This is a genomic window from Mycobacterium sp. MYCO198283 (assembly GCF_021213805.1).
Classification (GTDB): domain Bacteria; phylum Actinomycetota; class Actinomycetes; order Mycobacteriales; family Mycobacteriaceae; genus Mycobacterium.
The window spans coordinates 132,609-145,141 of sequence record NZ_JAJQJI010000002.1 but is presented as its reverse complement, the minus strand read 5'-3'; the positions used below and the strand labels follow the sequence as shown (position 1 = coordinate 145,141).

General features: G+C 70.6%; 11 protein-coding genes. All 11 read left to right on the top strand.

The features are described 5' to 3' along the window. Positions 1–9: 9 nt before the first annotated feature. The 11 genes from LV457_RS04840 (at position 10) to LV457_RS04790 (ending at position 12,279) form a co-directional block, all read left to right on the top strand. Positions 10–1,485 (top strand): amino acid permease, encoded by a 1,476-nt coding sequence (locus tag LV457_RS04840; RefSeq protein WP_232169411.1) that lies wholly within the window; start codon positions 10–12, stop codon positions 1,483–1,485. A 66-nt stretch (positions 1,486–1,551) separates the two neighbouring features. Then, the gene (locus LV457_RS04835) at positions 1,552–2,760 is read left to right on the top strand and encodes an alkane 1-monooxygenase (protein ID WP_232169409.1); all 1,209 of its coding nucleotides are present in this window, start codon (positions 1,552–1,554) and stop codon (positions 2,758–2,760) included. Between the two features lie 323 nt (positions 2,761–3,083). Next, complete coding sequence (locus LV457_RS04830; protein ID WP_374198729.1) at positions 3,084–4,322, top strand: alkane 1-monooxygenase; 1,239 nt, start codon at positions 3,084–3,086, stop codon at positions 4,320–4,322. Then, positions 4,319–4,501 carry a rubredoxin gene (locus LV457_RS04825; RefSeq protein WP_232169407.1) on the top strand — a complete coding sequence of 61 codons (183 nt, stop codon included), beginning with the start codon at positions 4,319–4,321 and terminating at the stop codon, positions 4,499–4,501. Before LV457_RS04830 ends, LV457_RS04825 begins: the two co-directional genes overlap by 4 nt. Before the next feature lie 53 nt (positions 4,502–4,554). After that, entirely contained in the window at positions 4,555–5,187 is a 633-nt protein-coding gene (locus tag LV457_RS04820; RefSeq protein ID WP_232169405.1) for a TetR family transcriptional regulator, read from the top strand. A 66-nt stretch (positions 5,188–5,253) separates the two neighbouring features. Further along, entirely contained in the window at positions 5,254–6,723 is a 1,470-nt protein-coding gene (ahcY, locus tag LV457_RS04815; RefSeq protein ID WP_232169404.1) for an adenosylhomocysteinase, read from the top strand. Positions 6,724–6,727: 4 nt separating this feature from the next. After that, on the top strand, positions 6,728–7,357 hold the full coding sequence (locus tag LV457_RS04810; RefSeq protein ID WP_232169403.1) for a dTMP kinase: 630 nt from the start codon (positions 6,728–6,730) through the stop codon (positions 7,355–7,357). Between the two features lie 51 nt (positions 7,358–7,408). Beyond that, positions 7,409–8,095: a two-component system response regulator MtrA gene (mtrA, locus tag LV457_RS04805; protein ID WP_232169402.1), complete on the top strand. Its 687-nt coding sequence runs from the start codon at positions 7,409–7,411 to the stop codon at positions 8,093–8,095. Between the two features lie 33 nt (positions 8,096–8,128). After that, entirely contained in the window at positions 8,129–9,784 is a 1,656-nt protein-coding gene (mtrB, locus tag LV457_RS04800) for an MtrAB system histidine kinase MtrB (RefSeq protein WP_232169401.1), read from the top strand. After that, positions 9,781–11,541: an MtrAB system accessory lipoprotein LpqB gene (lpqB, locus tag LV457_RS04795; protein ID WP_308192161.1), complete on the top strand. Its 1,761-nt coding sequence runs from the start codon at positions 9,781–9,783 to the stop codon at positions 11,539–11,541. Before mtrB ends, lpqB begins: the two co-directional genes overlap by 4 nt. Positions 11,542–11,640: 99 nt before the next feature. Further along, positions 11,641–12,279, top strand: coding sequence for a ComF family protein (locus LV457_RS04790; RefSeq protein ID WP_232169400.1), 639 nt, complete (start codon positions 11,641–11,643; stop codon positions 12,277–12,279). Positions 12,280–12,533: the final 254 nt, after the last annotated feature.

Below are 12,533 nucleotides of genomic sequence, written 5' to 3'. Positions count from 1 at the left end.
TTTTCGGCCATGCGAATCACCGGTGGGCGGACGAAATCGGTCGAACAGTCCATCGCGGACACCGACGAACCGGGCACCCGCCTCCGGAAGGATCTCAGCTGGTGGGACCTCACGGTGTTCGGCGTCTCGGTGGTGATCGGTGCCGGCATCTTCACCATCACCGCGTCCACCGCCGGCAACATCACCGGCCCGGCCATCTCGCTGTCATTCGTGCTGGCCGCCGTGACCTGCGGGCTCGCCGCGCTGTGCTACGCCGAGTTCGCCTCGACCGTGCCGGTGGCGGGCAGCGCCTACACCTTCAGCTATGCGACGTTCGGCGAATTCGTGGCCTGGGTCATCGGGTGGGACCTGATCTTGGAGTTCGCGGTGGCCGCCGCCGTGGTGGCCAAGGGCTGGTCGAGTTACCTCGGCACCGTCTTCGAGTTCGGCGGCGGCGTGCTGCAGGTCGGCCGACTGTCGCTCGACTGGGGCGCCCTGCTCATCATCGCTGCGGTCACGGTGCTGCTGGCGATGGGCACCAAATTGTCGGCGAATTTCAGCCTGGCCATCACCGTCGTCAAGGTGGCCGTGGTGCTGCTGGTGGTGGTCGTCGGCGCCTTTTACATCGACGTCGACAACTACCGCCCGTTCATCCCGCCGGCCGAGCCGGCCGACGCGGGCGGGAGCGGCGCCGAGCAATCGCTGTTCTCGTTGCTCACCGGCGCCGTGGGGAGCAACTACGGCTGGTACGGCCTGCTGGCCGGCGCGTCGATCGTGTTCTTCGCGTTCATCGGCTTCGACATCGTCGCCACCACCGCCGAGGAGGTGAAGAACCCGCAACGCGACGTGCCCCGCGGCATCCTGGCGTCCCTGGCCATCGTCACCGTGCTCTACGTCGCGGTCGCGCTGGTGCTCTCCGGCATGGTGAGCTACACGCAGCTGCGGGAGGCCGGCGGCGATGCCAACCTGGCGACGGCATTCTCCGCGGTCGGCGTCGACTGGGCCGCGAAGATCATCTCGATCGGCGCGCTGGCCGGCCTGACCACGGTGGTGATCGTGCTGGTGCTGGGCCAGACCCGGGTGCTCTTCGCGATGTCGCGCGACGGGCTGCTGCCCCGGTCGCTGGCGCAGACCGGCAGCCGCGGCACCCCGGTGCGGATCACGGTCATCGTGGGCGTGGTGGTGGCGGTCGCGGCCTCGGTGTTCCCGATCAAGCGGCTCGAGGAAATGGTGAACATCGGCACGCTGTTCGCGTTCGTGCTGGTCTCGGCGGGCGTGATCGTGCTGCGGCGCAGCCGGCCGGATCTCGAGCGCGGCTTCCGCGCGCCGCTGGTGCCCGTGCTGCCCATCCTGTCGATCGTCGCGTGCTGCTGGCTGATGCTGAACCTCACCGGGCTCACCTGGATCCGGTTCGGCGGCTGGATGGCGCTCGGGTTGATCGTGTACCTGGTCTACGGCCGCCGGCATTCGGCGCTCGCGCACCGGGAGGCCGCCGAGGTGCACTGACTCGCCGTTTACAAAATGCCGTCGGATGTCTAGACATCCGACACTGTGACGCTTAAAGTCAAGCGCATGACGACGACGAGCGACCCCACGGCCGTCTGCCGGTGGCAGGACCGGAAACGCCGGCTCTGGTTGCTGGGGCTCATCGCCCCGACGGCGCTGTTCGTGATGCTCCCGGTGGTGTGGGCGCTCAACCGGGCCGGCTGGCACGCCGCCGCGCAGGTGCCCTTCTGGGTGGGCCCACTGCTGGTGTACGTGTTGCTCCCCGTCCTCGACCTGCGATTCGGGCCGGACGGGCAGAACCCGCCCGAGGAGGCGATGGAGCGGCTGGAGCGCGACCGCTACTACCGCTACTGCACCTACGCCTACATCCCGTGCCAGTACGCGGCGGTCCTCCTGGCGGCCTATCTGTTCACCGCCGACGACCTCGGCTGGCTGGGATTCGACGGCGGGCTGGGCTGGCCGGCGAAGATCGGGCTGGCGCTCTCGGTGGGCGTGCTGGGCGGGGTGGGCATCAACACCGCTCACGAACTCGGACACAAGGTAGTAAGACTCGAGCGCTGGCTGTCGAAGATCACGCTGGCGCAGACCTGCTATGGCCACTTCTACGTCGAGCACAACCGCGGCCACCACGCCCGGGTCGCCACGCCGGAGGACCCGGCCAGCGCCCGGTTCGGCGAAACGTTCTGGGAGTTCCTGCCGCGCAGCGTCTGGGGCAGCCTGCGCTCGGCATGGCAGCTGGAGGCACGAAAGTTCAGGCGCCGCAACAAGAGTCCGTTCCGGTGGGACAACGACGTCCTCAACGCCTGGGCGATGTCGGCGGTGCTGTGGGGAACGCTGATCGCGGTGTTCGGCGTCGAGCTCGTTCCGTTCGTCGTCATCCAGGCGGTCTACGGCTTCACCCTGCTGGAGACGGTGAACTACCTGGAGCACTACGGCCTGCTCCGCAAGCGGCTGCCCAGCGGCCGCTACGAGCGGTGCCGGCCCGAGCACAGCTGGAATTCCGACCACATCGTGACGAATCTGTTCCTGTACCACCTGCAGCGGCACAGCGACCATCACGCCAACCCCGCCCGGCGCTACCAAACCCTCCGCAGCTTCGCCGAGGCGCCGAGCCTGCCCAGCGGCTACGCGTCGATGATCACGTTGGCCTACATCCCGCCACTGTGGCGGAAGGTGATGGATCGTCGCGTGCTGGAGCACTACGACGGCGACATCACGCGCGTGAACATCGACCCTCGCCGCCGGGAGCGCATTCTCGCCCGCTACACCGGCTGACCCGCGGTCATCGCCCCGACGCCCATGCGCTGCACAGCGCATGGGCGTTCTGCTGTGTGCATCACCGGACGAGGTAGGGGCTTGCCATAGCAGCGCCAGGAAACCACTTTTCTGACGCCGCCGTCAGTCGCTGACGACGGGTTGCGGTTTGCTGAAATTGCGCGTTGCCGACACTTGTCTGTGTTGAAGCGCACTGCATAGCGCTTGACCAAAGGTAGCGAATCGGTCACAGTGATGTCGCGAAAGCGACGCGCCGGCTGGGCCGGCGTGGCAGTCGAGTTAACACCGCAGAGATTGCTGTCGGATCAACGAAGGGCAGGTTCATGCAGATGCTCCAGGTGCCGTCCGCGACCCGTTCGGTCGGGACGCCGTGGTACGACCGCAAACGGCACCTGTGGCTGATGGGGCTGATCGCGCCCACCATGCCGATCCTGCTGGCGCCGGTGTACTTCGTCGGCGCCGCGCTCGGCCACCCCGGCGTCCTCGGCTGGCTGTGCTGGACGGGCCCCTTCCTCATGCACGTCGTCATCCCGCTGCTCGACTGGCGCGTCGGCGTCGACGGCCGCAATCCCCCCGAAGACGTCATCGCCGAACTCGAGGACGACCCGCACTACCGCTGGTGCATCTACGCCTACATCCCGTTCCAGTACGTCACGGTCGTCGTCTCGGCGTACCTGTTCACCGCAGCCGACCTGGCCTGGATCGGTCATCCGGGGCCGCTGGGGTGGCCGGCGAAACTCGGCCTGGCGATCTCCGTCGGCATCCTCGGCGGCCTGGCGATCAACACCGCCCACGAGCTGGGACACAAGCGCGAGGACCTGGAGCGCCGGCTGGCCCGGATCACGCTCGCGCAGACGTTCTACGGCCACTTCTACGTCGAGCACAACCGCGGCCACCACGTCCGTGTCGCGACCCCGGAGGATCCGGCGAGCGCCCGCTTCGGCGAGAGTCTCTGGGCGTTCTGGCTGCGCAGCATCGTCGGCGGGGTGCGGTCCTCGTGGCGGCTGGAGGCCGCGCGGCTGCGTCGCGACGGCGTGCCGGTGCTCAGCCGCCACAACGACGTGCTGACCTGCTGGCTGATGTCGGTGATCTTCTGGGCCGTGCTCGTCGCGGCGTTCGGGCCGGGGCTGCTGCCGCTGGTGCTCATCCAGGCCTGGTGCGGGGTGACGCTGCTCGAAGCCGTGAACTACACCGAGCACTACGGGCTGCTGCGTCGCCGGCTGCCGAGCGGCCGCTACGAACGCTGCGCGCCCGAACACAGCTGGAACTCCGACCATCTGGTGACCAACCTGCTGCTCTACCACCTGCAGCGGCACAGCGACCATCACGCGAACCCGATGCGGCGCTATCAGACGCTGCGCACCTTCGACGAGGCGCCCAACCTCCCCAGCGGGTACGCCGCCATGGTCACGCTGGCCTACCTGCCGCCGCTGTGGCGCAAGGTGATGGACCACCGGGTGCTCGCGCACTACGACGGCGACATCACCCGGGTGAACATCGACCCCCGCAAGCGGGCGGCGGTGCTGGCCCGCCACGGGCGCCGAGCGGAACCGGCCCGATGACCGCCGGGTACCGCATGTTCCGGTGCATGTTGTGCGGCTTCGAATACGACGAGGAACTCGGCTGGCCCGACGAGGGCATCGCGGCCGGAACGCGCTGGGACGACGTCCCCGACGACTGGAGCTGCCCGGACTGCGGCGCCGCCAAGCGCGACTTCGCGATGGTCGAGGTGGTCCGCTGACCGCCGCGGGAGCGGGTTGACGCACCGGAGCCGCCGATGCGAAGGTCGCCGCTGTGGCAGCGCGCAGAGTCGGCATCCGGGTGCCGTACGCCGAGGCGTCGCGGGCGCTGCTGCGCGACTCGATCCTCGACGGCATGCACGACCTGCTGCTCCGCCGGGACTGGTCGGCGGTCACGCTCGCCGACGTCGCCAAGGCCGCCGGCGTCAGCCGGCAGACGATCTACAACGAGTTCGGTTCCCGGCAGGGGCTCGCCGAGGCCTACGCGATGCGGCTGGCGGACCGGCTGGTGGACGCCGTCGACGCCGCGATCGAGGACAACGAAGGCGACATCGCCGCCGCGCTGTCGCAGGGGTTCGGCGCCTTCTTCACCCGAACCGCGTCGGATCCGCTGGTGGTGTCGCTGCTGTCCGGTGCGGCGAAACCCGACCTGCTGCAGCTGATCACCACCGGCAGCGGGCCGATCATCGCCCGGTGCTCGCAGCGGCTGCAGGAGTCGTTCGAGAACAGCTGGGTGAAAGCCGCCGCCGAGGACGCCGGCGTGCTGGCGCGGGCGATCGTGCGGCTGGCGATGAGCTACGTCTCGATGCCACCGGAGGCCGACCACGTCACCAGCGAGGCCGTCGCCGCGGACCTGGCGCGATTACTGACTCCGTTCGCCGAGCGATACGGTGTGTACCAGCACTGACCGCCGAGGTGGACGACACGCGCCCGCGGCCGGTCCCACACCAAGCCCATTTCGAGGAAGGCCCGCATGACCACAACCGAGCAGCGGCTCACCGTCGACCACCGAGGCGGCATCGACTTCAAGGTGGCCGACCTGTCCCTCGCCGAGTTCGGGCGCAAGGAGATCCGGCTGGCCGAGCACGAGATGCCGGGCCTGATGGCGCTGCGCCGCGAGTACCACGACGTGCAGCCGCTCAAGGGCGCGCGGATCTCGGGCTCCCTGCACATGACCGTGCAGACCGCGGTGCTCATCGAGACCTTGACGGCGCTCGGCGCCGAGGTCCGGTGGGCCAGTTGCAACATCTTCTCCACGCAGGACCACGCGGCCGCGGCCGTGGTCGTCGGCCCGTACGGCACGCCCGAGGAGCCCCAGGGCGTGCCGGTGTTCGCCTGGAAGGGCGAGACGCTGGAGGAGTACTGGTGGGCCGCCGAGCAGATGCTGACCTGGCCCGGTAAGCCGGCGAACATGATCCTCGACGACGGCGGCGACGCCACCATGCTGGTGCTGCGCGGCGCCGAGTTCGAGGCCGCCGGCGTGGTGCCGCCCACCGAGGACGACGACCCGGCCGAGTGGAAGGTCTTCCTGGCGCTGGTCCGCTCGCGCTTCGAGACCGAAAAGGACAAGTGGACCAAGATCGCGCAGTCGGTCAAGGGCGTCACGGAGGAGACCACCACCGGTGTGCTGCGCCTGACGCAGTTCGCGGCCGCGGGCACGCTGGCGTTCCCGGCGATCAACGTCAACGACTCGGTGACCAAGAGCAAGTTCGACAACAAGTACGGCACCCGGCACTCGCTGATCGACGGCATCAACCGCGGCACCGACGTGCTCATCGGCGGCAAGAAGGTGCTGATCTGCGGCTACGGCGACGTGGGTAAGGGCTGCGCGGAGTCGCTGGCCGGGCAGGGCGCGCGCGTGCAGGTCACCGAGATCGACCCGATCAACGCGCTGCAGGCGCTGATGGACGGCTTCGACGTCGTGACCGTCGAGCAGGCCATCTCCCACGCCGACATCGTCATCACCTCGACCGGCAACAAGGACATCATCACCCTCGACCACATGAAGGCGATGAAGGACAAGGCCATCCTCGGCAACATCGGCCACTTCGACAACGAGATCGACATGGCGGCGCTGGAGCGCTCCGGTGCCACCCGCATCAACATCAAGCCGCAGGTCGACGAGTGGGCCTTCGACGACGGCCACTCGATCATCGTGCTCAGTGAGGGCCGGCTGCTGAACCTGGGCAACGCCACGGGCCACCCGTCGTTCGTGATGAGCAACAGCTTCTCCAACCAGGTGATCGCGCAGATCGAGCTGTGGACCAAGAACGACGAGTACGACAACGAGGTCTACCGGCTGGCCAAGCACCTTGACGAGAAGGTCGCGCGGATCCACGTGGAGGCGCTGGGCGGCACGCTCACCAAGCTCACCAAGGAGCAGGCGGAGTACATCAACGTCGACGTCGAGGGCCCCTACAAGCCGGACCACTACCGCTACTGATGGCGTGCTCCTCGCGATAGAGGGAGTCGACGGCGCGGGGAAACGCACCATCGCGACCGGGCTGCGCGACGTGCTGGTGGCGCGGGGCCGCACGGTGGCGACGCTGGCGTTCCCGCGCTACGGGCGGTCGGTGACGGCGGATCTGGCCGCCGAGGCGCTGCGCGGCCACCACGGCGATCTCGCCGACTCGGTGTACGCGATGGCGACGCTGTTCGCGCTGGACCGCGCCGACGCCCGCGACGAACTCGACGGGCTGCGCGCCGCGCACGACGTCGTGATCCTCGACCGCTACGTCGCGTCCAACGCCGCCTACAGCGCCGCCCGGCTGCATCAGGACGGCGCCGGTGAGGCGGTGGAGTGGGTGCGGCGGCTGGAACACGACCGGCTCGGGCTGCCGGTGTGCGACGTGCAGCTGCTGCTCGACGTCCCGGTCGACGTCGCCGACGCCCGCGCCCGCCACCGCGAGACCGCCGAGGTGGGCCGCGACCGCGACGCCTACGAACGCGACGCCGACCTGCAGCGGCGCACCGGCGAGGTGTACCGGCAGCTCGCCGCGGCCGGCTGGGGTGGGCGCTGGCTGCGGGTGGGACCGGACGCGCTGGCCGCTGACGTCGTGGCAGAACTCGCCGGCTGATACCACACGCCGGTGTTTCGTAGCCGGGTTTTGTCGCGGTGTGGTGACACCATGGACGCCATGAGGCAACGGATCCTGGTCGTCGACGACGACGCATCGCTGGCCGAGATGCTGACCATCGTGCTGCGGGGCGAGGGCTTCGACACCGCAGTGGTCGGTGACGGCACCCAGGCGCTGACGGCGGTGCGCGAGTTGCGGCCCGACCTGGTGCTGCTCGACCTGATGCTGCCCGGCATGAACGGCATCGACGTGTGCCGCGTGCTGCGGGCGGACTCGGGGGTGCCGATCGTCATGCTGACGGCCAAGACCGACACCGTCGACGTCGTGCTGGGCCTGGAGTCCGGCGCCGACGACTACGTGATGAAGCCGTTCAAGCCCAAGGAGCTCGTCGCCCGCGTGCGCGCCCGGCTGCGGCGCAACGACGACGAGCCGGCGGAGATGCTGTCCATCGCCGACGTCGACATCGACGTGCCCGCCCACAAGGTCACCCGCAACGGCGAACAGATCTCGCTGACGCCGCTGGAGTTCGACCTGCTGGTGGCGCTGGCACGCAAACCACGGCAGGTGTTTACTCGGGATGTGCTGCTCGAACAGGTGTGGGGCTACCGCCACCCTGCCGACACCCGGCTGGTGAACGTCCACGTGCAGCGGCTGCGGGCCAAGGTCGAGAAGGATCCGGAGAACCCGCAGGTGGTGCTCACCGTTCGAGGAGTGGGATACAAGGCCGGACCTCCGTGATGTGCTCGTGAGGCCTGACGCGGGGCGGCGGCCGTGATCCGCGGCTCCCGTCGGCGGGGCCGGTGGGGGCGTTCGGGGCCGGTGCTGCGCGGCATGACCGCGCTCGGCCGCGCGGTGGCGCACCTGTGGCGGCGCTCGCTGCAGCTCCGGGTGGTCGTGCTCACCCTCGGGCTGTCGCTGGCCGTCATCATGGTGCTCGGCTTCGTGTTGACCAGCCAGATCACCGACCGGATCCTGCAGGTCAAGGTCCGCGCCGCCACCGAGGACATCGAGCGCGCCCGCAACACCGTGACCGGCATCGTCGGCGGTGAGGAGAGCCGGTCGCTCGACTCCAGCCTGCAGCTCGCCCGCAACACCCTCACCGACCGGCTCACCGACCCGTCCACCGGCGGCGGGCTGGCGGGCGCGTTCGAGGCCGTGCTGATCGTTCCCGGCGACGGTCCGCGAGCCGCCACCGCCGCCGGACCGGTCAGCGAGATCCCGCAGTCCCTGCGTGAATTCGTCCAGGCCGGCCAGGTCAGCTACCAGTACGCGACCGTGCACACCGACGGCTATTCCGGGCCCGCGCTGATCGTCGGCTCGCCGACCACGTCGACGGCGGTCACCGCGCTCGAGCTGTACCTGATCTTCCCGCTGTCCAACGAGGAGAGCACGATCTCGCTGGTGCGCGGCACCATGGCGACCGGCGGCGTGGTGCTGCTGGGCCTGCTCGCCGCGATCGCGCTGCTGGTCTCCCGGCAGATCGTGCTGCCGGTGCGGTCGGCGTCCCGCATCGCCGAACGGTTCGCCGAGGGCCACCTCACCGAACGGATGCCGGTGCGCGGCGAGGACGACATGGCCCGGCTGGCGATGTCGTTCAACGACATGGCAGAGAGCCTGTCGCGCCAGATCACCCAGCTCGAAGAGTTCGGCAACCTGCAGCGCCGCTTCACCTCCGACGTCAGCCACGAGCTGCGCACGCCGCTGACCACGGTGCGGATGGCCGCCGACCTGCTCTACGAGGACCGCGACGCGCTCGACCCCGCGCTCAAGCGCTCCACCGAACTCATGGTGTCCGAGCTCGACCGGTTCGAGACGCTGCTCGCCGACCTGCTGGAGATCTCCCGCCACGACGCCGGCGTCGCCGAACTGTCCGTCGAATCGGTGGACCTGCGCGACACCGTCCGCAGCGCGCTCGACAACGTCGGCCACCTCGCCGACGACGCCGGCGTCGAGTTGATCGTCGACCTGCCCGACGACGGCGTGATCGCCGAGGTCGACCCGCGCCGCGTGGAACGGATCCTGCGCAACCTGATCGCCAACGCGATCGACCACGCCGAGCACAAGCCGGTACGGATCCGGATGGCCGCCGACGTCGACACCGTGGCCGTCACCGTCCGCGACCACGGCGTCGGGTTGCGGCCCGGCGAGGAGAAGCTGGTGTTCAGCCGGTTCTGGCGCTCCGACCCGTCGCGGGTGCGCCGCTCGGGAGGCACCGGGCTGGGGCTGGCCATCAGCATCGAGGACGCCCGGCTGCACCAGGGGCGGCTGGAGGCGTGGGGCGAACCGGGCAACGGCGCCTGCTTCCGGCTGACGCTGCCGCTGGTGCGCGGCCACAAGGTGACCACCAGCCCGCTGCCGCTCAAGCCGATGGCGCCCGAGCGTTCGGAGCGCCGGCACCGCCACCGCGAGCCGGCGGAGTCGTCGTGAAGCTCGTCGCGGCTCTAGCGATGGTCCTTGCGGTGGTCTGCGCCGGCTGTGCCGGTGTGCCGGACTCGTCGGCGCCGCAGGCCGTCGGCACGGTCGAGCGGCCCGCCCCGCCGAGCCTGCCCGAACCGACGCCCGGCATGGATCCCGACGTGCTGCTGCGCGAATTCCTCAAGGCCACCGCCGACCCGGCGAACCGGCACCTGGCGGCGCGCCAATTCCTCACCCCGGCGGCGTCGCGGGCCTGGGACGACGCCGGCAGCGCGCTGCTGATCGACCGGGTGGTGTTCGTCGAGACGCGCACCAGCGACCGGGTGAGCGTGACGATGCGCGCCGAGGTGCTCGGCTCGCTGTCGGACATCGGGGTGTTCGAGACCGGCGCCGGGCCGCTGCCCGACCCCGGCCCGATCGAGCTGGTGAAGACCCCGGACGGCTGGCGGATCGACGAACTGCCCAACGGGGTGTTCCTCGACTGGCAGCAGTTCCAGGAGACATACAAGCGCCACACCCTGTACTTCGTCGACCCGACCGGCAAGACCGTCGTGCCGGACCCGCGCTACGTGGCGGTGTCGGCTCCCGACCAGCTCGCCACCGAGCTCGTCACCAAGCTGATCGGCGGACCGCGCCCGCAGATCGCCGACGCGGTGCGCAACCTGCTCGCCCCGCCGCTCGCGCTGCGCGGGCCCGTCACGCGCGCCGACGGCGGCAAGACCGGGATCGGCAAGGGGTACGGCGGAGCCCGGGTCGAGTTGCAGAACCTGCAGACCACCGACCCGCAGAGCCGCCAGCTGCTCGCCGCCCAACTCGTCTGGACGCTGTCGCGCTCCGACATCCGCGGGCCCTACGTGCTGACCGTGGACGGTGCCGCGCTCGACGAACGGTTCGCCGACGGCTGGGACACCGCCGACGTGGCGGCCACCGATCCGGGTGCGGTCGACGGCGTCGCGGCCGGCGTCCACGCCCTGCTCGGCGGCTCGCTCGTGGCGCTCGACGCCAACCGCACGGTGAGCGTCGCCGGCCAGTTCGGGCAGCTGGCCGGCCAGCGATCGGCCATGCTGTCGCGCAGCGGCCGCGAAGTGGCGTCGGTGGTGGTCGAGCGACCCGGCGCGCCCGACGAGTCGGCGGCGCTGTGGGTCGGGGAGCTGGGCGGGGGCGCCGTCGAGGCCACCCGGGCGCGCACCATGACCCGGCCGACCTGGGCGCTCGACGACGCGGTGTGGGTGGTCGTCGACGGCAACGCGGTGGTGCGGGTGATCCGCGAGGTCGCCTCGGGCCAGCCCGCGCGGATTCCCGTCGACGCCGGCGCCGTGGCGGCCCGCTTCCCCGGACCGATCGCCGAGCTGCAGCTGTCGCGCGACAGCACGCGCGCCGCCATGGTGATCGAGGGCCAGGTGATCCTCGCCAACGTCGCGCAGACCCCTACCGGCGGCTACGCGCTGAGCCACCCGCGCCGGCTCGGCTTCGGTCTCGGCCAGTCGGTGGTGTCGCTGTCCTGGCGCACCGGCGACGACATCGTCGTCGGCCGCACGGACCCGCAGCACCCGGTGTCCTACGTCAACCTCGACGGCGTGAACTCCGACGGCCCCAGCCGCGGCTTGACCGCGCCGGTGACCGCGATCGCCGCCAACCCGTCGAACATCTTCGTCGCCGACCGGCGCGGCGTGCTGCAGCTCGCGGGCTCGGCCGCCGAAGGCGACCAGCAGTGGACCGAGGTCCGCCCGCTGATGCAGGCCGGCACGGTTCCGGTACTGCCCGGCTGACCCTCGCCGAAATCGCATTCCCGGTCGTTGCCGGCGCCGAATGACGACCGGGAATGCAGTTTCGCGGGACGTGTCGGTGGCCACCGCAACACTGGCGGCGTGCTCGACCTGGTGCTCCCGCTCACGTGCGGCGGCTGCGGCGCGCCCGCCACGCGCTGGTGTGCGGCCTGCGCGCGAACACTCGCGCCCGCGCCCGACGCGCCCCGGCTCGTCACGCCGCGCGTCGACCCGGGTGTCCCGGTGTTCAGCCTCGGCCGCTACGCCGGCCCGCGGCGGGCGGCGATCGTCGCGTTCAAGGAGCACGGCCGTGCCGACCTCGCCGCCCCGCTCGCCGACGCGGTGACGACGGGGCTGCGCCGGCTCTACGCCTGGCGGCTGGTCACCCCGCCGCTCGTCCTGGTGCCTGCGCCGACCCGCCGGCTCTCGGCGCGGCGCCGCGGCGGCGACCCGGTCACCCGCCTCGCGGTCACGGCGGCCCGGCGGCTCCCGCACACCACCGTGTCGCCCGTGCTGCGGCTGCGGGCGTTCACGAAGGACTCCGTCGGGCTCTCCGGCGCCGCGCGCCAGCACAACATCGCCGGCAACGTCGTGCTGCGCCGGGCGGCGCGGCTGCCCGGCGCGCCGGTGCTCCTCGTCGACGACATCGTCACCACCGGTGCGACGGCCGCCGAGTCGGTCCGCATGCTCGCCGCCGGCGGGGCCGCCGTCCTCGGCGTCCTGGTCGTCGCGCACGCCTGAGCGCGGTCGGACGCTGTCGTCGAGCCGAATCGGTGGCCGCCAGGGTGAACTCCGACTACCTTCGACATGAATCGACCGTGAGAAGAACGGGTCCGGTCCGCAAACCGGATTCCAAGTGTCATCCGACCACGGTGAGGAGGTGGTTATCACCCTCTCGCGCCGGCCGCTGCACACCTACACGTTCGCTTGTCTCGACTGCCGGCGCATCGTCCGCATCAGTTCCGCACGCGCACCTTCGCGTGCGACCGCCGTAG